Origin of the sequence: Sphingomonas sp. HMP6, from assembly GCF_013374095.1 — a bacterium.
Taxonomy (GTDB): domain Bacteria; phylum Pseudomonadota; class Alphaproteobacteria; order Sphingomonadales; family Sphingomonadaceae; genus Sphingomonas.
On record NZ_AP022672.1, the window covers coordinates 3,531,583 to 3,553,922 of the forward strand.

A 22,340-nucleotide genomic window follows, 5' to 3' on the forward strand; every position below is an offset into this window, starting at 1 on the left:
TTGCCGAAATCCTCGATAAGATCAGAACACGCCCTCCCCAGGCTCTGAACACCAAGGTGCGAACCAATATCGCACGACACGTGGAGAGTGACATGGCGAAGGCGAACACCGTTATCGTTGCGACCGGCGAGGGCCGGCTGGCGGGCAAGATCGCCGTTGTGACGGGGGCGGCCGGCAATATCGGCGGCTATATCGTTCGGCATTATCTCGCCGAGGGCGCGACGGTGGTGATGACCGGGCGCACGCCGGAGCGCACCGACGCCGCGGCGGAGGCGATCCGCGCCGAAACCGGCGTCGATGCCGCACGCCTCGCAACCGTGGCGCTCGATGGCGGCGATCCGCAGTCGGTGCGAGATGCCGTCGCCGATGTCGTCAAGCGCTTCGGCCGGATCGAAATCCTCGTCAACAATGCTGGCTCCGCAGGCCCCAAGCAGCCGATCGAGCAATTGCCGATCGACGCCGACGAACTCGCCGCGCTGCAAAAATCGGGATCGAGCGACGGCGAAACCGTCGGCGATGCGATCCGCAACATCTTCGGCGTCGCGTGGAACGTGTCGCGCGCGGCGGCGACCGCGATGGGGGAGGGCGGATCGATCATCAACATCTCGACGATCTTCTCGCGCACGCCGTATTACGCGCGCACCGCATACGTCGTGCCCAAGGCGGCGATGAACGCCTTCTCGCGCGAACTGTCGCTCGAACTCGGTCCGCGCGGTATTCGCGTCAACCTCGTCTTCCCCGGCCCGATCGAAAGCGAGCGGATCCGCAGCGTCTTCGCGACGATGGATACGATGCGCGGCGACGATGCTGGCACCACCGCCACCCAGTTTTTCGACATGATGTCGCTCGAACGCTCGACCGGCGGCAATGCCAAGACCAAGACCTTCCCGACGCCGACCGACATCGCGCAGACGTGTGTGTTCCTCGGCAGCGACGAGTCCGCCGCCTATAACGGCCATGATTTCGAGGTCACGCACGGCATGACGGTGCGCAAGGAAGCGCGCTCGACCTATCTGTCGCGCCCGACGATGCGATCGATGGACGGGGCGGGGCTGGCCGTACTGATCGCGGCGGGCGACGGCTGGCAGGAGGCGCTGGAGATCGCTAACATCCAGATCGCGTGCGGTGCGCGCGTGCTGCTCGGCCTGACGCGCCAAGCCGATGTCGCGATCGCGCAGGCCCGCGCCAAGGCCGAAGGGGCCGACGACCGGCTGACGATCATCCGCTTCAACCGCACCGAACCCGCCGCGATGGAGGCGGCGCTCCATGCCTACACGCAGGAGTTTACCGCGATCACCGGCGCGGTGTTCATGCCGGTGCTCGGGCCGGGCGAATTGGTCGGCGATCTGGTCGATGCGAGCGATGAGGATGTCGCGCGCTTCATGGATGTCGAACTCGCGGGCAACATCGCGCTCGCCCGCACGCTCAGCCGCTATTGGAAGCGCAACGATACCCTGCTGCAGGAACCGCGCTTCGTGTTTCTCACCAATCCGAGCGACGGCAAGGGCGATGTCTATGCCCAGATGCTGCGCGCCGCGACCGAGCAATTGATCCGCATCTGGCGCGATGAATCCGACATTGACGTCGCGCACGGGCGGCGGCGGCAGGCCGAATGGGGCAATCAGATCGTCCGCTTCGGCAATAGTGAGGCAGAGAATACCCGCTTCACCGCAGGGCATGCCGCACGCATCCTGCTGAAAGAAAGCAAAATCCGCGAGGTGACGCTCTACGTCCCGAGCAGTATCGGTGAGGCGACCGGATCGCGCAAGGCGATGCCCGGGTTCAGCGAGAACATCACCGGGCTGCACATGGGCAAGGTTGCGCTGATCACCGGTGGCTCTGCCGGTATCGGTGGCCAAGTGGCCCGCTTGCTCGCGCTTGCGGGTGCCAAGGTGATGATCGTCGCACGGCGCGAAAGCGAGCTTGCCGTGGCGCGCGCGCGGATCGTCAGCGAGCTTGAGGATATCGGCTTTTCCGGGGTCGAACGGCGCGTGCAGACGCTTGGCAATGTCGATGTCAGCATTTTCGCATCGTTGAAGGGCGCGGTCGATGCGACGCTGAAGGCGTTCGGGCGGATCGATTATCTGATCAACAATGCCGGCGTCGCGGGGGCCGAGGACATGGTCGTCGATATGAGTGTCGATGCCTGGAACTACACGCTCGATGCGAATTTAATCTCGAACTTCTTCGTGATGCACCACGTCGTGCCGCTGATGAAGGCGCAGGGGTCGGGCTATGTGCTCAACGTCTCCTCCTATTTCGGCGGTGAGAAGTATCTCGCGGTCGCCTATCCCAACCGCGCCGATTACGCCGTCTCGAAATCGGGCCAGCGCGCGATGGTCGAGGCGATGTCGCGTTACCTTGGGCCGGAGGTGCAATTCAACGCGATTGCGCCCGGCCCGGTCGATGGCGATCGTCTCGCGGGCACGGGTGGCAAGCCCGGCCTGTTCGACCGGCGCGGCAAGCTGATCCTGGAAAACAAGCGCCTCAACGCGATCCACGCCGCCGCGGTCAAGGCGCTGCGGCGCGGGGTGCGGGTCGAGGCGTTGCTGACGCGGCTGGCGCGCAACGACACGGTGCGGATGTCGCACGACACCAATGTCCCGCGCGAAATCCGCGATCTGGCGCTGGCCTGCGCGCGTGAGGGCGATGGCGTGTGTACGTGGGACCAATATCTGCTGACCGCGCCGATCGCGGCCGCGCTCGTTTCGAGGCTGCGGCAGGGTGGCTATTTCCTCGATGCGCCGGGCTGGCGCGACCGGCCCGATACGGCGGAAGCGAACGGCAACTGGCTCCTGCGCACCCCGCCCGAGGATGCGCCGTTCCTGCCCGCCGAAAAGATCGCAGTCGAGGCAAAAAAGGTCGGCAGCGGGGTGCTGTCCAAACTGTATCTCGGCAAGATGCCGACCGAGGGCGATGTCGCACAGGCAACGGTGTTTTTCCTCGCAGATCGCGCGGTGTCGGGTGAGACCTTCATGCCCTCGGGCGGCCTGTCGGTCGAACGTTCGACCACCGAGCGCGAACTGTTCGGCAGCCCCAAGCAGGAACGGCTCGATCAGATGCGCGGCAAGACGGTGTGGATCATTGGCGAGCATCTGGTCGATTACATCGCCGAGACCGCGCGTGCCTTCATCACCGAAGCGCAAGTCGCCCGCGTCGTCCTCATCACGCGGACGGCGGAAGGCTTCGCGGCGCTGAAGGCCGCGCTCTCCGATGTGCCCGGCGAAACGGTCGAATCGATCGTGTGCGGCGACGCCGTCGAGGGCGCGATGGACGCAGCGATGGTGCAATGGGGCCGGCCCACCACCGTCCTCTCCACCCCGTTCGAGGCGCTGCCGCAAAAGCTGTTCGAACGCGACGACCCGCTCGACCCGGACGCATTCCGGCTGTTGGTCGCCAACAACCTTACGAACCACTTCCGCGTTTCGCGCAAAGCCTCGCTGTACGACGATTGCCAGCTTGTGCTCGCCTCGCCCGACGTGCCGATGGGCGACAAGAGCCCGGCCTTCGCGCTCGCCAATTTCATCAAGACGACGCTGCACGCCTTCACCGCGACGCTCGCGGTGGAGAATGAGCGGTTGGTGCATGATGTGCCGGTCAACCAGATCAACCTAACGCGCCGCGTGCAATCGGAGGAGCCACGCGATCTCGACGAGCATCTTGAAGAGGTGAAACGCTTTGCGCGGGCTGTGCTGTTGCTCGGCGCGCCGCTCCCCGATGCCGAGGATTCGCGCTATCGTGCGCGGATCTATCGCGGCATGTCGATGACGGTGTGATGCACTATCTCGGGTTCGAAAAGCCGATCGAGGCGCTCGCCGCCAGCGCAGCCGCGCTGCGGCGCGCCGGGGGGAGCGAAGGCGACGCCGCAATGCTCGACGAGCGCGCCGAGCGGCAGCTCGTCGATCTCTACGCGCGGCTCACGCCGTGGCAGCGCACGCAAGTCGCGCGGCATCCCGATCGCCCGCACTTCCACCACTTCGTCGAGGGGTTGTTCGAGGATTTCATGCCGCTGGCGGGCGACCGCGCGTTCGGCGACGACAAGGCGATCATCGGCGGCCTGGCGAAGTTCGAGGGACGATCGGTCCTCGTCATCGGTCACGTAAAGGGCGAGGATACGACCTCGCGCCTGCACCACAATTTCGCGATGGCGCGGCCAGAGGGGTATCGCAAAGCGATCCGGTTGATGGATCTGGCTGACCGCTTCGGCCTTCCCGTTATCACACTGGTGGATACGCCCGGCGCCTTTCCCGGCATCGATGCGGAGGCGCGCGGGCAGGCCGAGGCGATTGCGCGCAGTACCGAACGCTGCCTGTCGCTCGGCGTGCCGCTGATCGCGGTGATCGTCGGCGAAGGCGGCTCGGGCGGGGCGGTTGCGCTCGCGGCGGCGAACCGCGTGCTGATGTTCGAACATGCGGTCTATTCGGTCATCTCGCCCGAGGGGTGCGCGTCGATCCTGTGGCGCGGGGCGGACCGCGCGCCCGATGCCGCCGAAGCGATGAAGATCACCGCGGCGGATTTGCTGCGGCTCGGCGTGATCCACCGCATCGTCTACGAACCCAAAGGCGGCGCGCACCGTGACCATCCCGGCGCGATCAAGCGGCTCTCGCTGGCGCTGCGTGCCGAACTCGACGCCCTGAAGACCCTCAGCGCGGCCGAACTGCGTACCGAGCGGCGGAACTTCTTCCTTCAGCTCGGCCGCGCGCCCGCCGCGCCATAGCCGCGACTGATCCAGCGTTCCTCGGTCTTCGTAGCGTGGAACCCGGCGGCGAGCGCGGCGGCGGCTGCCTTCACGTCGTTCGTCGGCCCGCACAGGAAAATATCGGCGGCGGCATAGTCGCGCTCGGGCCAAGTGTGGATCGAGATGTGCGATTCCGCCAGCAGCGCGACGCCCGTGACGCCATGCCCCTCGCCAAAGCCGTGGACGTGCAGGTTGAGCAAGGTCGCCCCCGCCGCATTGACCGAATCGCGCAAGGTCCGTTCGACGCAGGCGATATCGTCCAGCCCGGTGCAGCCGAACAGATCTAGCAGGAGGTGCGTGCCGGTAAAATCCACGATGATCCCCTACGCCAGCAGATCGGCATGGGGAATGCCGAGCAGCGCCATCGCGTCCTGCGCGGCTGTCGTGCCCCGGTAATGCGCTTCCTCGAACAGCGACAGCCCGCTCAGATCGGAATGCGCGAAGAAGAGAGGCGGTTGCGGCCGCGCGGCGGCCTCGCGCGCGCCCCCGAAGAAGAAGCCCGGCACCGGCCGGATCATCGCATGGCCCCAGCGCCACACGTCGATCCGCCGGATCGCGCCCGCCAGATCGGGATTGGTCTCGATCAGGTCGCGCGCCACGATCTCCTGCCATTCGGCCAGCGGGCGATCGAGCATCAAGCGCCGCGCCGCCGCCGGGGCCATGTCCGACAGCGGCATATACCAGGTGAGCACGCTCGCGCCCGGGACCGCGTCGAGCGACTGATGCGTCGCGACGACATAACCGAGCGACTTGCTGGTCCACGACACATTGTCCCACGCCAGCGCCACGCCTTGCCCGCCCGGCGCGCGATCGACCGTCACGTTCGCGACGATCCACGGCGCATAGCCGAAGCGGGTGGCATCCACGCTGCCCTTGGGCGCGACGCGCGCGGCGACGAAATGCGGCATCGCGAGCACCGCCGCCTTGGCATGGACGCGGTGCGAAATGCCGCGCGCTGCATCGAAAGCGTCTATTGTCACGCCATCACCGGCCCGTGCGACTTTATGGACGATCTGCCCGCACGAAATGTGGTCCTTCAACCGCGCCGCCATCCGTCCGGCGAGGTGGCCATTCCCCTCGGGCCAGGTCAGCACGGTGTCTTCATCGGTATTGGCGGCATGCTCGCGCCGCCCCGCGAAATAATGAATCCCGGCCCAGGCGGAGACATGCTCGGGCTCGGTCCCATAATCGTCGCGGCACGCATAACGGACATGCCCGCGCAGCACGGAAGAATGCCAGCCCTTCTCGTCGAGCCATGCCGCAAAGCTCAACCGATCAAGCGCGCGCAAATCGGCAGCGTCCGAACTGAGCGCCATCGGAATCGCGAAGGCGGGTTGGCCGTTGTCGAGCCGGTCCCGGTAGGCCCCCATCGCCGCAAAGAAGGCGTTCAGATCTGCGGTGTCTTGCGGCGTAAGGCCGACCGTCGGGACCAGCCCCGCCTGCCACTTTCCGAGATGCAGCAAGCGCTCGTCGGGATCGGACACAAGCTGATACGGATCGTACACCGGTTTGCCGCCCTCCCAGCCGGTGACGATGCCAAGCCGTTCGAGCAAGCGGATGACGCCCTTGGTCTCGGCATTGGGGATCGGCAGATAATGCGCGCCGAGGGGGTAGGCCGAGACGGCGTTGCGCCCCGACTTGGCATTGCCCCCGGCGCGATCCTCGAGCTCGAACAAGCGAAAATCGCGATAGCCCGCTTCGGCTAGTGCCCATGCTGCCGACAGGCCCGCGATCCCGCCGCCAAGGATCGCGATGCCCGTGCGCGCTTCCGACGAGGGCGCAGGGAATTTGCCACCCTTGCGCAATTTGTGCCCACGCTTGAAATCGGCCCCGCCCAGCGTGCCAGGCATCGCCGGATCACCCCGATGCCAGGCAACGCCAGCGCCCAGCGCCGCCGCCCCCGCGACCGATCCGGCAATCAAGGTGCGACGCGATACCGGCATCAGCTTTCGAACACGCCCCACTCGGCCTCGAACTCGCGGACCAAAGCCTGATTGTCGAGCCGGTTCACCGGCACCGCTCGGCGCGCCATGTCGGGTGGGAAGGCGAAGGCGAGTTGCTCGGTCGTTCGATCAAGAAAGCGCAAACCGGCGGGCAGCCGCCCCGGCGGCGGGATCGCGCGGTTGGAGGCCAGCACGAAACCCCATTCGCCGAAGCTCGGGACATAGACATGATAGCCGCGCGTGGTGAAGCCAGCCGCCTCTAGCGTCGTCGCGACCGTCCAGTACGCGCGCGGCGCGACCAGCGGCGAGGTGCTTTGCACGCTGATCACCGCGCCGGGCATCAGCGCGCGGGCGAGTTCCTTATAGAAGGTCACGGTATAGAGCTTGCCGACCGAGAAATTGGTCGGATCGGGGAAATCGACGATCACCGCGTCGAAGCGCCGCGTATTGGTGCGCAGCCAAGCGAAGGCATCGGCGTTGATGACGCTGACCTTGGGCGACCGCAGCGCTCGGCGGTTGAGCGCGGCCAGCATGTCGCTGCTCCGGAACAGCTTGGTCATCGCCGGGTCGAGATCGACCAACGTGACCGAGGCGACCGGATATTTCAGGATCTCGCGCACCGCCAGTCCGTCGCCGCCGCCCAGTACGAGCACACGGGGGTGCGCCACGCTGCGCGACAGCACCGGATGCACCAGCGCCTCGTGATAGCGATATTCGTCGCGCGAGGAAAATTGCAGATTGCCGTTCAAATACAGCCGCAAATCCGCGCCCTGCTTGGTCAGCACGACGCGCTGATACGGCGTCGATTCGGCAAACAGGATCGGCGCGCCGTACACCGCAACCTCCGCCGCACGCTGCAATCGCTCGGAGCCGATGAACCCGGCCGCGAGCGCGACCGCAACGACGATCGCGGCGACCAATTCGCCGCGCAAATGCCGCCGCGCGGGAAGGATCAGCATCAGCCAGATCGCCACCCCGACATTGGCCAGCCCGAACAGGAAGCCGGTGCGGATCAGCCCCAATTGCGGCACCAGCAGCAATGGGAACAGCAACGACGCGGCCAGCGCACCGACATAATCGAAAGTCAGCACCTTCGATACCAGATCGCCAAATTCGAGCCGGTCCTTCAGGATGCGCATCAACAGCGGAATTTCGAGGCCGACCAGCGTGCCGATCACCAGCACGAGACCATACAGCGGAATGTGGAAATCGGCGACGCGGTCGAACAGCAGGAACAGCACCGCGGCCGAGGTTCCGCCGATCGCCGCGATCAGAATCTCGACGCGGACGAACACCGCAAGCTCGCCGGTCGTGACATAACGCGAACACCACGAACCGATCCCCATCGCGAAAAGATAGGTGCCGATCACGATCGAGAATTGCGTGACACTGTCGCCGAGCAGATAGCTGGCGAGCGTCCCCGCCAGCAGCTCGTAGATCAGCCCGCACGTCGCGACGACGAAGGCGGACACGAGCAGCGCCCCGCCCAATTTCGATGTCGCCAAATTCTGATCCGCGCCGTCCGCCGGGCGCGGATCAGCCATGAATGGCCGAACCGATGATGATCGCGATCGCGATGGCGACGCCCGCCGCCAGATTGCCGAGCGCGACATTCTGGTTCTTGCAAATCTCGCCCCACAGATCGACCGGCGTCAGCCGATCCCACAACCAGAAGCCGAGCACGAAGATCGCAAGGCCGACGCCGGCATAGAGTAAGGTGGCGAGCAGGACGGTGGTCGACAGCATGATGCCTGGTTCCTTATTTGTGGTTGGGGCCAACGGCGGTGTGGATGATGCCGCGCCGCCCGCCATCGGCAAAGGGCGAGAAGCCGTCGCGCGCCGCAGATGTGAAAAGCGCGATCACCCCGAGCACGAAAACGGCATAGAGCATCGATATCCGGGTCATTCGTCATCTTCCTCCGCTACCGGTGCGAGGCGGCGTGTTTCGAAGCCGATATGCCGCAATACGAGGATCACCGGCCAGCATAGCAAGGCGAACAAGGTCAGGAGCAGATTGCCGATGAAGATGCCGCCGCGCGCGACATCGATCGTCACCGGCACAGCGGGGGTCTCGCCCCAGCCCGAATCCGGCGTGGTGACCGTCGTGCTCGACCAGACATGCCCTGTCGCCTCGACCACCAGATCATATTGGCCCGCCGGGATGCTCGAGAGTTGCACCCCCGGCGTGGCATCGCCCTCGCGCCACGATTCGCCGTCCGTCACGCCGTGATACCGCTCGGCGGTGGCATAGGCATCGAAGCTTTCCTGCGTGGCGCGATTGACCAGGCTATAGTCGAGCTCGATCCAGCTATTGTCGATTCCGTCAGCGCGCGCGGCGATGCGGATCGCAGTCGTGCGACCCGGCAAGTCGATCGGCCCGATCACCCGGGTCGCCTGCGTGCCGTTGAGCGCGACATCAAGCGTCGCGCTGGCGAGTTCGGTCCTGCCGCCGCCCATGAACATGATGACGATCAGCGTGAACGCCGCAACGACGCCGATGATCAGCGCCTCCTTCATCAGATTGCCGTAGGGCGATGGCTCATGCGGGGCGGGGGTGCCGCCATAGGATTTGCGGCGTTTGGGGATGCTCAATGCCGCCTCCGCCTCGCCGAAATCGAGCAAGGTGAGCTGGGTCCAGGTCCGCTCCTCGGCATTTTCCTCGCAGCTGAGCATCGTGCCGGGGCGAACGAAATCGGTGATCTGCACCTGTTCCTGCACCGCGACGCGCCAGTAGAATTCGCCGACGACGAACGTCACCCACGCATCGTAGCGCGACCCGAAGCGGGTGTAACCGACATCGTCCACCGTGATCGACCCGCCAGTATAGCCCGGCAGCTGGGTCAGCAACACGCCCAGGCTGAAGCGCCGCTCGTCATCGACCAGAAAGGCATAGCCCTGATACGGGTTGAACAGCAGATATTCCGACCAGTTAACGTAATGATCGGTGCGTTCGAGATAGCCGACAACCTCCCACTGCACGCCGCGCAATGTGCCGCGCGTCCCCAGCGCAATTTCCGGCCGCTGCATCGCGGTGGTGGCTTGCGCGATCGGGGCGAGATCGGGGCTGGTCGCGTCCAGCGTCGTGCCGCAATGTTCGCAGATGATGCTGACGGTGTTGCCCGCGGCACGCAACGCGATCGTCCCGCCGCAATTGGGGCAGGTCAGCGCGCGGACGGTGTTAAGGGGTACGGTCATGCCGCGAACGACGGCAGTGGCCAGCCGTCGAAGGCGCGCAGATTGGTCGCCGAGATTTCGGCGAGCGTGACATAGCGTCCGGCATAGACCGACACTTCACCGCGATCCTTCTGGATACTGGCGCATTCGCCGCCCGGCGCCATCAGGTCGACGCTGCGGATCGGCGTGTCGGCGGGTGTGCTGAACGGGAGCTCGCCTTCGCTGCCGACGAAGGTGGCATCCTTCACGTCGTTCACGCGGTATTTCACGCTGGCAATGGTCGCCTCGGCCCCGATCACCACAGGCTGGTCATCGCGCACCGATCGCACTGCCCCGGTGCGCATCCCGCCATCCGCGACGGCACGCAACAGCATAAAGTGGCCCATTGATTCGCTCAGCCAGCCGGTCGATCCGTCGTCGAACAGCGCGAGCCATTCGTTCCAGCCGCCACCCGACCAGCGCATCCGGATGCGCCCGATTAGTTCGAACCCCATGCCATCCCTGCCGCGCGTGCCGATCTGCAGCGGACTGACGTCCTCGGGTACCTCCGCAACCTTGCCCATCGCCTGCAGCACTTCGCCACTGCGCACCAACGTGGTGCGACAATAGTCGCAGATCTTCACCGGCAAAGCGGGGGTGCGAAAATGCACCGCCGCCCCGCAATTCGGGCAAGTGGCGTCGATCATTGGCTGGCGGTCAGCCGATCTTCGCCAGCAATGCCGTCTTCTTCGCGTCGAATTCTTCCTGCGTGATCGCGCCGACGGTAAGCAGGCCGTGGAGCTTCTGGATCATCTCATACGGGTCTTCGGCAGGGGCCGCAGCACCGCCAGCCCCCATCATGCTCTGCCCAATCGCGAGGCCCGCCGCCGCGCCCGCGCCGATCCCGGCGACACCGCCCGATTGCGCTGCGGCGATCGGAATAGCCTCGGCGGTCTGGAAGCGGACATACTTATCGAGATCGCCGATCACGCGCATCGAACTGCCCTTGTCGAGATATTCCTGCACCGCTTCGGGCAGCGACAGGCTTTCGACGAAGAAGCTGCACGGCGTCAGGCCCCAAGCCTCGAACGCGGGCTTCACGGCATCGAGCATCCGTGCCGACATCGCGGCCTGGTCGCCTGCGAGATCGACGAACGCAGTCTGTCCGCCGCCCAAGCCGGTGGCGAGCGCGGTGGTGATCGCGCCGCGCAGTTGCGGTTCGACATCGGCAACGGTCAGCTTCTCTAGCGTCCCCATCAGCTTGGCGGCGAACACCGGCACGTTATCGATCCGGAACGAATAGCTGCCAAAGGCGCGGATGCGCAGCGGCCCGAATTCCTTGTCGCGCACCGTGATCGGCTGCGGCGTGCCCCATTTCAGCCCGGCCTGTTCCTTCGTCGTGAAGAAATATAGGTCCGATTTGAACGGCGACTGGAACGCCTTGTCCCAATTCTGCAGCGCGGTGAGCAGCGGCAGATTGGCGGTGTCGAGCGTGTGGAGCCCGGCATCGAACACATCGGCGATGCGGCCCTGATCGTAAAAGAACGCCTTTTGCCCCTCACGGACCGTCAGTTGCGCGCCGTTTTGAATCTCGCGGTCTGCCAGCGGATAGCGGATCGCGAGATCGCCGGGCTGCTCCACCCAATCGATGACATCGACGAACTGCTTCGACAGAAAATCCAAGATACCCATGATGATCCTCCCACTGTCGCAAGTATAAGGAGGTTTCTGGGCCGCACGAAGCGAAATCGGTCAGGCCGCGCATCATCGACGCACCGCCGTCTATGGGCGCGTTGGGCGGCACAGCCGGCGGAATGTCGTTCGTCCGCGTCCTGATCTCACGATCGACCCTCGCGGTTAGTTCGTCAATCGAAGCCCGGCGGTCAACGCGGCGGCCGCTCTTCGTCAGTGCAGGCTGCTTGACACCGCTTCGGCAACGATCGCCGTCTGCTCCAAGAGGTCGTCAATCTGGTTTCGCATAAACTCCTTCGGATCGAGATAGGCCATCGACCAGTCTGCGTAGCGTCGGATATGCGTCGGACCATCCACGATCAATTTCACGCTATGGTGCCGCGAGTCGACGGCAATCCGCGCCATAAGTGCCTGCAACTCGGTTTTTGGACCCTCCAGCAGCTGGGCAAAGCGCCCCTTCTGATAGGTTAGAATTCCCGTGATGTTGGCGCGCAAATTATGCGGTTGGGCCAGCGCGCAAATCGTTCGAACGTCTGCCTCCAACATCGCACCCGGTGCTGTGGCGATGCTCACGTAAGATAGTTTCCACAATTGCAACCGACACCCCACTTCCCCTGCGCCACCCCCGCCACGCCAAATGGCCGCGTAGGGCGGCAGCGAAAAAATGAAAGTGCTTATCGCACACCACGTGGAATTCAGCCCGCTCTGCTGTTCCGGCAAAAATGGCGACAAATCGGAGAATCGGCACGAACAAAGCGGCTTGGCCGTGTGGATTAGTTTTCGACTACCGCCGCATAGTCGGGATCGCGTTCGAGCGCGCGGGCTTCGTCGGCCTGGGCGCCGCGGACATTGCCATTGGCGCGGCGGACGCGCGCGCGGTTGTAATAGCTGCGCGCCGAGGGGGCGTAGCGGACCGCGAGATCGAGATCGGCCGTAGCGCGCGCCAGATTGCCCGAGCGCCAATGCGCCAGCCCACGATTGAGATAGGCCGCGCCGAGTTTCGGTTCGCGCGCGATTGCCCCGTCGAACGCCGCGATCGCCGCGTCCCCATCGCCTTGCCACGCCTTTGCAAGACCGTTGGACAGTGCTGCGCCGCAACCCCGCAGGCTCTGCGCCGGGTCATCGACGGTGCAGGCGTTCCAGTCGCCGCGTGGAGCCGCCCGGATGTGCGATCCGGTTACGACGATGTCCTCCCCGGCGTTTTCGGCCATTGCGACGCGCGCGGCGAGCGCGGCCGGAGCGGTTTTCGCTCGCGGGGCCGATGCGAAGCTTGAGGGGGCGGGCGGTGCTGGTGCGGGGGGAGGCGGGGGTGGGGGGGCTGCCATCGGCTCCAGCACCGGGGCGGAGACTATCGGTGCCGGGGGCGGCACGTCCGCTGCGGTATCCGCCACGACGGGCGCTGGCGGCGTTGCGAGGCGGCGTTTCGATTGGGCTTCGACCGAAGCGAGTTCGGCAGGCGGCGGGGCAGCCTCTACCGGCGGACGATCGCGCATCGGTGCGGGCTGCGCCTCGAACCTAACCTGCTCGGGCGGACCGGCGACGCGATCGTTCGGTTTCAGGAAAGCGAGCGGAATGCCAATCAGCGCGACCAGCACCACTGAAGCAAACGCAGCAGCCGGGCCGCGGCTGATTTGCCAGCGCGGCGCACGCGTCGGCGCACGCGTCGGCGCAGCTTTGGCGGGAGCCTCCGCCCCGTCGAAATTCGCCAGCGCCGCCGCGATCGTCGCGGTGCGGGCCGCGGGGCGCGGTGGTGGCGGATCGGGAAGCTGGCGGGCGATGTCGTCCATTCAAGCGGCCCGGGCTGCGGCAGGAAAGAGGGCTATCGCGGACATCGCATCCTCTATAGCGGCAATCGCGCGCGCGTCGAAAGCGCGATTGCGGACGGGCAAGGGGCGGCGTCGTGGTCGTGCGACGCCGCCCACCACCTCAACGCTCCAGCGCCGCCATCGCGCGCGCCGATTTCGCGGCACGCACGAGCTGGATGAACTCGGCGCGATACCCGAACGGGTCTTCGCCCCGCGCGGCAAGCGCGACGCGCAGGACATCCTCATAGCCGAGCGACCCGACATATTCGCCTCCGCGCAGCAGCTCGGCAAAGCCCGCCACGGCGGTCGCGAAACGCGCGTCGCGCGGCGCATCCTCGAACCGCGCGACCCGCGTGGCAGCGCCGATCGGCGCGGTGATCAGGCGGCTGGTGTCGGCCTTGGGCAATTTGTAGCGGATCTTGACGAAGCCGAGCTCGCCGGTGCCCGGCGCGACACGCTGCTGTGCGGCTGTGCCATAGCGCAAAGCGTCGACCATGCCCGGCGCGCCCTTCGGGATTACGTCATAAAGCGCGGTCACCGTCTGGCCCGATCCCACATCGCCCGCATCGACCTTGTCATTGTTGAAATCGTCGCGGTTGAGCAGGCGCGTTTCATAACCGATCAGGCGATATTCGGAGACGGCGGCGGGGTTGAATTCGACATGCACCTTCACGTCCTTGGCGATTGGGAACAGTGTCGAGCTCGCTTCCTCGACCAGCGTCTTCCGCGCTTCGTTCAGCGTGTCGATATAGGCCGCCGCGCCATTGCCGTTCTGGGCCAGCGTTTGCATCAGCGCATCATTGTAATTGCCCATGCCGAAGCCGAGCACCGACAGGAACACGCCCTTGTCGCGTTCGCGCTCGATATAGCCTTTCAGCTCGTCCTGATTGGTGATGCCGACGTTGAAATCGCCATCGGTCGCCAGCAGTACGCGGTTGACGCCCTTGGGATCGAAATTGGCCTCGGCCAGCGCATAGGCCTGGCGGATTCCCTCGGCCCCCGCGGTGCTGCCGCCCGCGCCGAGCCGATCGAGCGCGGCGAGGATCGCGGCCTTGTCGCTCGCCGCGGTGGGCGCGAGCACGGTCCCGGCGCTTCCGGCATAGGCCACGATCGCGACGCGGTCCTGCGGTCCGAGCTGATCGAGCAGCAGGCCGAGCGATTGTTTGACCAGGGGAAGCTTGTTCGGCGCATTCATCGATCCCGACGTATCGATCAGGAACACGAGATTGGCGCGCGGGCGCGTGGCGCGCGGCAGCTCATAGCCCTTCACCGCGATGCGGACCAGCAGATGGCCCGCCGCCCAGGGGTTTGGGAAAGTCGCGATATGCGTGCTGAACGGCTCGGTTGCGCTGCGGGCAGGCGCGTAATCGTACGGGAAATAATTAACCATTTCCTCGGTCCGCACGGCGGCGGGCTGAGGCAGGACATTGCCGTTGAGCGAGGCGCGCACGAAGGCATAGGAGGCGGTGTCGACATCGAGCGACAGCGTCGAGACGGGTTCCTCGCGCACCAGTTTGAACGGGTTTTCCTTGGTGGTGGTGAAGCGGTCGCGGCCGACATCGCGGTACGGTGGCGGGCCGACGACGTCGTAGGCGCGCGCCATCGGTGCGCTGAGCATCCCGACGACGGGCGCGGGCGGCGGCGGCGGCGCTGGCATCACGGCGAGCTCGGCGCGGCCCCGCACGCGCGATCCGGTGACAACCACATCGTTTGCCGCGATTTCCGCGGGGGTGGTTTTGCCTTGCGCCTCGGGTGGTACGGGCGTGGCGATAGTATCGGGGTTGGTGCTGGCGCATCCGGCGACCAACGCAATGGCGACCCCCGCGACCAGGATCGGTGAAAGCGAACGCATGATTGTCTCCTCGGCTTCAAAGCGGGCGTCGTTCGTCCGCTTGAACCTTGGACGCGGCAGCGCGGGAGATCCTTGGGGGCCTTTGCGAAAAAAAGTTCAGTCGCCTTCGCCCAGGCGCCGTCGCGCCTCATGCATCCGCCACGATACCGTCGATTCCGCCACCCCCAGGATCACCGCCGCCTCGCCGTGGGTGAGCTGTTGCCCAGCCACCAGCACCACTGCATCGCGGTACACGGCCGGCAGTTTCGCGACCGCGCTGCGCACCCACATCGCATCATGCAGATCGCGGCCATCCGGCCCCTTGGTCAGCCCCGCGAGCACCGACAGCCGCTCGCCCAGCCCCAGAAAGGAGCGGCGACGGCGCTTCAGGTCGCGACAGGCGTTGTAGACGATCCCGCACAGCCAAGTGGTGAACTTGGCCTCGCCGCGAAAGCTGCCGATCCGTTCGACCAGTGCGCAGCACACGTCCTGCGCGACATCCTCGGCGTCGCTGCGCGATCCGGTGATGTGCCAGGCAAGGCCGTGGATGCGGTCATAATGGCGTTCGAGCAGCGCGGCGAAGGCATCGCGGTCGCCAGCCACCGCAGCCGCGACCAGCGTGATGTCGGATTCGGCATCGAAGGGGCGCGGAGCCATCGCTCAGCCGCCGCGCGCCGTCACGCCGCGGCCACCACAGATTCGTCGTGACCGATGCAACGCCGCTTTCCCCGCCATGTCGCGCTCTCTGCCCCATTTGCCTACGCGACACCACCGCGCGCATCGCCCGCAATCCGGCCGATCGCCCGCGCGTTTCGGCGCAACCGTCCTAAAATACAGGGCTGACAGCGCGTTTCCTTCTCTGCAGGACAGATCGGGCTGCCGGGGAGCAAGCGACCGCAAGGTGCGGCGCTGGCGATCGGGATGCGCGTGTACGGAGTGACGATGATGCGGCGGGTGGAATGGCTGGCGGTGGGGCTGATTCTGATCGCGGTCGCGGCGGCGGCGTATGTCGGTCTCGGGTCGCCCCGGCCGCCCCACACCACCCAGGCCGTATCCGCGCTGATCGCTGCGCCCGAACGCGATGTGCGACCCTCGAAGGTCGATTATGGGCGGCTGCAACAGCGCATCGCCAGCCTGATGCAGGATCGTGACATGGTCGGGCTGGCGATCGGCACGGTCGAACATGGGCGCGTCCGCTTTCTGCGTGGTTTCGGGGCGACCGTCGCGGGGTCGAATGAGGCGGTCACGCCCGACACCGTGTTCCGCTGGGCCTCGCTCTCGAAAAGCGTCGCGTCGGCGCTGGTCGTCGGGCTGGCCGCCGACGGCAAGCTTTCGCTCGATGCGCCCATCTCGACGATGCGCACGACGTTGACGCTGCCGGGCGATGCCAGCCGGGTCACCGTCGCGGATGTGCTGTCGCACCGCGTCGGCCTGGCGCGCAACGCGTGGGACGAGCGGCTGGAGGCGGGGGAGGACCCCAAGCAGCTTCGCGCCACGCTGGGCACGCTCGCGCCATTTTGCGCGCCGGGCACCTGCTATTCCTATCAGAACATCGCGTATGACACCGCATCGGAGATCGTCGAGCGTGTTGCCGGGCAGGGCTATGCCAGCGTCGCGCAGGCGCGGCTGTTCGGGCCGCTCGGCATGACCAACGCCAGCATCGGCTCGGCCGGCCTGGAACATGCTGCGCGCTGGGCGCGGCCGCATCATAAGGGGCGCGTGCCGGTGGCGGTGCAGCAGGCCTATTACCGCGTTCCGGCGGCGGGCGGTGTCAATTCGTCGATCCGCGATCTCACGCGCTGGATGCTGGCGCAGATGGGCCGCGCGCCACGCGTCCTGTCGGCGGAGATGCTCGACACGATGCACCGCCCGCGCGTGCGCACCCCGCCGCACGGGCGGCGCGGGGCGATGGACCGGGCGCTGAAGGACGCATCTTATGGCCTGGGCTGGCGCAGCCTGAACTATGCCGGACATGCCTTGGTCGGGCATCGCGGCGCGGTCGATGGCTATGGCTCGCTGATCCTGTTCGACCCCGCCGAACAGAGCGGCATCGTGATGTTGTGGAACAGCAACCAGAGCAAGGCGGCGCGTCTGCAGCTCGAATTCTTCGACATGCTCTATGGCTTGCCGCGCACCGACTGGCTTGAAGTCGATAAGACAGCGGAAGATGCCGAGGGCGGCTCGGGCGATGCGGCAGACCGGGCCAAGGACGCGCGGCGGCGCTAACCGACGGCGTTCAGTTAAGCGCGACCGCCGCGCACCCCGAGACGCCGCCGATGTCGCGGCCACGTGCTGCGACCCGTGGCACTGCAGCGGCATCGCAACTGGCGAGGATGCGCCGCCGCGTGCGCTCGGTGTCCGCAAGGTTCGTCGAATGGGCGACGGCGACCCCGCGCGCCGCCCATATTTCGCGATACGCGAGCAGGACCGGGGTATAGTTCGGCTCGTCCGCGACAAAGCCCGGGTCGATAACCAGGATCGGTCGATCCGCCAGCGGCACGATCCGGTCGAACAATGTGCCATAGTGGCCCGATCTCGCGCCCTCGGCCACGCCCGCCACATAGTAACGCCGCGCCACCGCCGCGGCGACACCCGTCGCCACCGGCACGATCGCCACGATAAGCAACGCCGCCGCTACCGGCCGGGCGTAGCGCGCTTCGCCACCGAGCGCGGCGCGTGCCTGGGCGATGGCAAGCTGACAGGTAAGGGCTGCGGCGATCGCCATGAAGGGGACGGCGGGCAGGATATAATGGTCGAGCTTCGACGCGGCGCAGGTGAAGACGGCCAGCGTCGCGGCGACGATGCAAAGCGCGAAAAGCAAAACCTGCCGGACCCGACCGCGCGCTGCGAGCAGCGCGATCGGTGAGAGGAGCAGGAGCGGCCCCGCCGCAAAGAAGCCGGCGCGCAGCAATTCGAAATAGAACCAACGCGGCTTCGCCAGCACCAGCGAAGACCCGAAACGACCGTTCACGTCATTGAACAACGCCGCGTGCAGATAGCCTGGACCCTGCCATTCGCGCACAGCGAGGAAAAGCAGCAGCGTCCCGGCCACCCCCAGCCCCGTCACCAGATAGCCCCGCGTCGCGAACAGGCGCCGCCATCGCCCAGTGACGGCAACATACACTACGACCCCAACGCCGGGGACCAGCGCCGCGATACTCTTGGTCAGAAAGGCGCAGCAGATCGCGACACCGATCAGCCCGAGCAGCGCGCGCGCTGGCCGATCAGTCTCCAGCGCCGCGAACAGCAGGCACAGATAGGCGGTGATGAAGAACAGCAGCAGCGCATCATAGTCCGCCGTCCGCGCGCTATGCTCGCCAAAGAACGCCGGACTCAACACCAGCAACGCGGCCGCCAGCGCCGCAGTGGCAACCGACCCGGTCGTGCGGCGCACGAACCAGAACAGCAAGGCGATCGTCCCCAGCGCCGCGATCATGCTCGGCAGCCGCAGCGCCCAGCTCTGCGGCCCGAACAGCGCGACGCTCCCCGCCATCAGCCAGATCAGCAGCGGCGGCTTGGTATTCCACAGATCGGGCGCGCCGTCATAGCTGGTGACCAGCGAAAACCCGCGTGCGCGCATCTCCAGCGCATTCACGATGTTGCGCGATTCGTCCCACAATTGGATCGGCATCGCCGTCCGGTCGAAAAACAGAAATGCGGCGGACACCAGCAATATCGCGATCAAGATCGCGACTGGCGTCTTCGAATGCGCCCGCCCGCCGGTCACTCGGGAGACACCGTCGCCACGACGGGAGAATGACAACGACGCTGACATCGGCTCAATCCTATCAGCCAAAACTGAAAGAGGTGATAAGGTCTGATGTCAGGCCCGCGGAATGATGGCACCGCAGCAGCGGCACGCGCCCCGACGCGCTACGCGCCGCCGCATTGGCCGCCGCTTCCCGAAAATCGCTTTCGCACAGTACCGGAACGTCGATCCGGCACTGCCGCTTGGACTTGCCTTGCCGTGGCGGAGGGCAGATGACGGGTCATTGGAGAGGGACAAAACCGGCCATGCTACCATTGAACGGGATCCGTGTGCTCGATTTCGGGCGCTATATCGCGGGACCATATTGTGCCGCTTTGCTCGCGGACTACGGGGCCGACGTCATCCGGATCGAACGGATTGGCGGCAACGAGGATCGCTTCACGGTCCCCGTGGCCGAAGACGGCGCGGGTGGATCGTTTTTGCAGATGAACCGCAACAAGCGATCGCTTGCTCTGGCCCTTGGAACCGAGACGGGCCGCGCGATCATGCACCGCCTGGTCGCTCAGGCCGACATCGTCGTCGCCAACATGCCCGCCAATGCCTTGGAAAAAGCCGGGCTGGACTTGAAATCCCTCAGCGCGATCAAGCCCGACATCATCCTGGTCACCGCGTCGGCCTTCGGTGAGGATGGCCCGATGGCGGGCTGGGTCGGCTTTGACGCGGTGGGTCAAGCGATGTCCGGGGCGGTGTATCTGACAGGCACGCCCGACCAGCCGTTTCGTGCACAGGTCAATTACGTCGATTTCGGCACCGCTTTGCACTGCGCATTCGGGGCGATGGTCGCGCTGCGCGAGCGCGACAAGACGGGGCAGGGGCAGCAAGTGTCGGGTTCGCTTTTGGGCACCGCCGTCACATTCACCAACGCGCTCAGCATCGACCATGCCTTGAACGGGGTCGAGCGGCAGCCGATCGGTAACCGCAGTTACGGATCCGGGCCGACCGATGTGTTTCGCACGCGCGACGGCTGGATCGTGACGCAAGTCGTCAGCGACGCGATCTTTGCGCGCTGGGCGGTTTTGGTCGGGGCGCCCGAGCTGGTCGGCGATCCGCGCTACGCCAACGATATGGCGCGCGGCGACAATGGCAAGCCATTGAGCGCGCGCATGGCGCAGTGGTGCGAAGCGCGCACCACCGAGGAAGCGATGGCGGCGCTGGGCGAGGCCCGGATACCGGCCGGTCCGGTGCTCGCCCCATCGCAAGTCCTGTCACATCCGCAGACCGTGGCAGCGGGCTTGGCGGAGCCGATGGCCTATCCCGGCATCCCCACGCCGGCCCCCGTTGTCGGCGCGCCAATCCGGTTGAGCGGCACGCCGCGCGACCCCATGCTGCGCGCGCCGCAAGCGGGCGAGCATAGTGCGGAAATCCTGACCGAGGCCGGATTCAGCGCCGATGAGATTGCAGTGATGGCGTCAGCGGGCGTTGTTCAGCTTGGCGGATAGTCCCATCGAACCGGCACGGATTCCGGTGATCGTGGGGGTCGGTCAGATCAATGACCGCACCCCCGATCCGTTCGCGGCGCTCGATCCGGTCGCCTTGATGGCAGAGGCGCTGCGCAGCGCCGATGCAGATGGCGGCGGCGGGTGGTTGGCGGCGCTCGATTCGCTGGCGGTGGTCGATCAGATCTCGTTTCGCGCGCTCAATCCCGTCGTCGACGCCCTTGCCGTGCAGCTCGGCATTGCACCGGCGCATCGTTTCCAGACCGCCATGCCGATGGGGGACAGCCCGATCCGGCTGCTCAACGAAGCGGCCAATCGGATCGGCAGCGGTGAAGCGACCGTGGCCGCGGTGGTCGGTGCCGAGGCGCTTCGTACCGCGGCCCGTCGCGCAGCGGCTGCGGCAGGCGGTAACGAGGGCGACCATAATGCGATGCGGGTGCGGCATCGCGGGCGCGCGCCCGACTATCGGCAACGCTATGGCCTCACCGCACCGGTGGACGTCTATCCCCTGTATGAGAATGCGGCGCGGGCCGCATGGGGCCAAACTTTGGCCGAGGGGCAGGCGGAAACGGGCGAGATGTGGGCGGCGATGTCGCGGGTCGCGGCGGACAATCCCCACGCCTGGCTACGCGCCGAGCGCGCCGCAGCGGACATTATCCAGCCGACTGCCGACAACCGCCCGATCGCCTTTCCCTACACCAAGCTGATGGTCGCCAACAGTTCGGTCAACCAGGGGGCGGGCTTCATCGTCACCAGCCTGGCCGAGGCGCGCGCGCGCGGTGTGCCCGAGAACCGGCTGGTCTATGTCGGCCACGGTGCCGCGGCGCATGAATCCGATGACGTGCTGGCGCGCGAAAATTACGAAGCGTCGCAGGGTATGCGGATTTCGCTGGAAGGGGCGCTGAGCGCTAACGGGCTTGCCATCGAAGACATCGACTTGGTCGAACTCTATTCCTGCTTTCCGTGCGTTCCGAAGATGGCACGCCGGATCATCGGATGGCCGCAAGACCGGCCCGTCAGCGTGGTCGGCGGGCTGACCTTTGGCGGTGGGCCGATCGGCAATTACATGAGCCATGCCGTTGCGGCGATGGTCTTGCGGCTGCGCAGTGGTGACGGCCGCAACGCTCTGTTGTTCGGCAATGGTGGCTTTGCGACGCACAACCACAGCATCGTCTTGGCGAGCACGCCGCTGTCGGCGGTGCGTTTCCCCCATGATTTTGACTGTCAAAGCCGCGCAGACGCGGCGCGTGGGCCGGTGCCGACCGTGAACGAGAGCTATGCCGGTCCGGGCACGATCGAGAGTTACACCGTCATGTATGCGCGGACCGGTGCCGCGAGCGCAGGCGTCGTCGTTGCGCGTAACCCGGCAGGCGACCGGTTTCTTGCAGCAGTTTCCGCAGAAGATATGGCGACGATCCAGTTCCTGAGCGATGGGCGGGTGGAACCCGTCGGCACCTCAGGGATCGCCCGCCGCGGCGACGACGGATTGCTGATTTGGATGCCGACGGTCGCTTAAATTCCGGGCGCACCGCGTCTAATTCTCGTGCGCCCGGCGCTACACTCCCCGCGCGCCGTCAGACTTCGCGCACGTCGTCCGCCTCGAATTCGCCGAACGCCTCGCGAACTTTGGCGACCTTGGCCGCATCGTCGATTTCGACCGACACGGTCACCGCGCCGTTTAGAGGCGCGTCATCCCGCTTCTCTGGGCTCGGTTCGCCGGCCTCGGTATCGGACCCCGCTTGCTCCTCGCCGGCGGTATTTTCGCTGCCGGCGGTGGCAATGAAGATGTCGGTGCGTTCGATCTTATGTTCCTGGACCAGTCGTTCGACGGTCATCTCGGCCTCGCGGCGCGTCGCGAAATTTGCGTTGAGCGTCGTTCCCATCATCATACTCCCGTGCCGCCGACGGTGGTCGGGGTCGTGAACGAGAACGCACGGAAACGCATCGGGTTCGCCGGTTGTGCGTTAGACGTT

At 66.1% G+C, this 22,340-nt stretch carries 19 protein-coding genes; 5 read left to right on the forward strand and 14 right to left on the reverse strand.

Features of this window, described 5'->3' with window-relative positions:
• Positions 1 to 92 precede the first annotated feature (92 nt).
• The gene (locus HMP06_RS17290; protein WP_176498209.1) at positions 93 to 3,776 is read left to right on the forward strand and encodes an SDR family oxidoreductase; all 3,684 of its coding nucleotides are present in this window, start codon (positions 93 to 95) and stop codon (positions 3,774 to 3,776) included.
• A complete protein-coding gene (locus tag HMP06_RS17295) occupies positions 3,773 to 4,717 on the forward strand; it encodes an acetyl-CoA carboxylase carboxyltransferase subunit alpha (RefSeq protein WP_232089761.1) in 945 nt (314 codons plus the stop codon). Before HMP06_RS17290 ends, HMP06_RS17295 begins: the two co-directional genes overlap by 4 nt.
• On the opposite strand, the gene speD is transcribed toward HMP06_RS17295, so the two are convergent.
• From speD to HMP06_RS17355, 12 genes are all read right to left on the reverse strand, one after another.
• Positions 4,687 to 5,052, reverse strand: a complete 366-nt coding sequence (gene speD / locus HMP06_RS17300; protein WP_332103015.1) for an adenosylmethionine decarboxylase — start codon at positions 5,050 to 5,052, stop codon at positions 4,687 to 4,689. The two genes, HMP06_RS17295 and speD, sit on opposite strands and share 31 nt — an antisense overlap.
• Before the next feature lie 9 nt (positions 5,053 to 5,061).
• Positions 5,062 to 6,681, reverse strand: coding sequence for a flavin monoamine oxidase family protein (locus HMP06_RS17305; protein WP_176498211.1), 1,620 nt, complete (start codon positions 6,679 to 6,681; stop codon positions 5,062 to 5,064).
• On the reverse strand, positions 6,681 to 8,225 hold the full coding sequence (locus HMP06_RS17310) for a polyamine aminopropyltransferase (protein ID WP_176498212.1): 1,545 nt from the start codon (positions 8,223 to 8,225) through the stop codon (positions 6,681 to 6,683). The genes HMP06_RS17305 and HMP06_RS17310 overlap by 1 nt, the downstream gene beginning before the upstream one ends.
• Positions 8,218 to 8,427, reverse strand: a complete 210-nt coding sequence (locus tag HMP06_RS17315) for a DUF350 domain-containing protein (protein ID WP_176498213.1) — start codon at positions 8,425 to 8,427, stop codon at positions 8,218 to 8,220. The genes HMP06_RS17310 and HMP06_RS17315 overlap by 8 nt, the downstream gene beginning before the upstream one ends.
• A 13-nt stretch (positions 8,428 to 8,440) precedes the next feature.
• The gene (locus HMP06_RS17320; RefSeq protein ID WP_176498214.1) at positions 8,441 to 8,587 is read right to left on the reverse strand and encodes a hypothetical protein; all 147 of its coding nucleotides are present in this window, start codon (positions 8,585 to 8,587) and stop codon (positions 8,441 to 8,443) included.
• Positions 8,584 to 9,876 carry a DUF4178 domain-containing protein gene (locus tag HMP06_RS17325; RefSeq protein ID WP_176498215.1) on the reverse strand — a complete coding sequence of 431 codons (1,293 nt, stop codon included), beginning with the start codon at positions 9,874 to 9,876 and terminating at the stop codon, positions 8,584 to 8,586. The genes HMP06_RS17320 and HMP06_RS17325 overlap by 4 nt, the downstream gene beginning before the upstream one ends.
• Positions 9,873 to 10,541, reverse strand: a complete 669-nt coding sequence (locus HMP06_RS17330; protein WP_176498216.1) for a DUF4178 domain-containing protein — start codon at positions 10,539 to 10,541, stop codon at positions 9,873 to 9,875. Before HMP06_RS17330 ends, HMP06_RS17325 begins: the two co-directional genes overlap by 4 nt.
• 10 nt (positions 10,542 to 10,551) lie before the next feature.
• A complete protein-coding gene (locus HMP06_RS17335) occupies positions 10,552 to 11,526 on the reverse strand; it encodes an SPFH domain-containing protein (protein ID WP_176498217.1) in 975 nt (324 codons plus the stop codon).
• A 213-nt stretch (positions 11,527 to 11,739) separates the two neighbouring features.
• The gene (locus tag HMP06_RS17340; protein WP_269473430.1) at positions 11,740 to 12,135 is read right to left on the reverse strand and encodes a BLUF domain-containing protein; all 396 of its coding nucleotides are present in this window, start codon (positions 12,133 to 12,135) and stop codon (positions 11,740 to 11,742) included.
• Between the two features lie 164 nt (positions 12,136 to 12,299).
• Positions 12,300 to 13,313: a tetratricopeptide repeat protein gene (locus HMP06_RS17345; protein WP_176498219.1), complete on the reverse strand. Its 1,014-nt coding sequence runs from the start codon at positions 13,311 to 13,313 to the stop codon at positions 12,300 to 12,302.
• Positions 13,314 to 13,452: 139 nt separating this feature from the next.
• On the reverse strand, positions 13,453 to 15,183 hold the full coding sequence (locus tag HMP06_RS17350) for a vWA domain-containing protein (protein WP_176498220.1): 1,731 nt from the start codon (positions 15,181 to 15,183) through the stop codon (positions 13,453 to 13,455).
• 96 nt (positions 15,184 to 15,279) lie between these two features.
• Positions 15,280 to 15,819 carry an RNA polymerase sigma factor gene (locus tag HMP06_RS17355; protein ID WP_176498221.1) on the reverse strand — a complete coding sequence of 180 codons (540 nt, stop codon included), beginning with the start codon at positions 15,817 to 15,819 and terminating at the stop codon, positions 15,280 to 15,282.
• Positions 15,820 to 16,083: 264 nt separating this feature from the next.
• Between HMP06_RS17355 and HMP06_RS17360 the strand changes: the two genes are divergently transcribed.
• Positions 16,084 to 17,388: a serine hydrolase domain-containing protein gene (locus HMP06_RS17360; RefSeq protein WP_176498222.1), complete on the forward strand. Its 1,305-nt coding sequence runs from the start codon at positions 16,084 to 16,086 to the stop codon at positions 17,386 to 17,388.
• A 10-nt stretch (positions 17,389 to 17,398) separates the two neighbouring features.
• On the opposite strand, the gene HMP06_RS17365 is transcribed toward HMP06_RS17360, so the two are convergent.
• Positions 17,399 to 18,889: an ArnT family glycosyltransferase gene (locus HMP06_RS17365; RefSeq protein ID WP_176498223.1), complete on the reverse strand. Its 1,491-nt coding sequence runs from the start codon at positions 18,887 to 18,889 to the stop codon at positions 17,399 to 17,401.
• Positions 18,890 to 19,176: 287 nt separating this feature from the next.
• Between HMP06_RS17365 and HMP06_RS17370 the strand changes: the two genes are divergently transcribed.
• A complete protein-coding gene (locus HMP06_RS17370; RefSeq protein WP_176498224.1) occupies positions 19,177 to 20,370 on the forward strand; it encodes a CaiB/BaiF CoA transferase family protein in 1,194 nt (397 codons plus the stop codon).
• Complete coding sequence (locus HMP06_RS17375) at positions 20,360 to 21,883, forward strand: acetyl-CoA acetyltransferase (RefSeq protein ID WP_232089763.1); 1,524 nt, start codon at positions 20,360 to 20,362, stop codon at positions 21,881 to 21,883. Before HMP06_RS17370 ends, HMP06_RS17375 begins: the two co-directional genes overlap by 11 nt.
• 58 nt (positions 21,884 to 21,941) lie before the next feature.
• Here HMP06_RS17375 and HMP06_RS17380 read toward each other — a convergent pair whose 3' ends face one another.
• Positions 21,942 to 22,253, reverse strand: coding sequence for a hypothetical protein (locus HMP06_RS17380; RefSeq protein WP_232089764.1), 312 nt, complete (start codon positions 22,251 to 22,253; stop codon positions 21,942 to 21,944).
• Between the last annotated feature and the right edge of the window lie 87 nt (positions 22,254 to 22,340).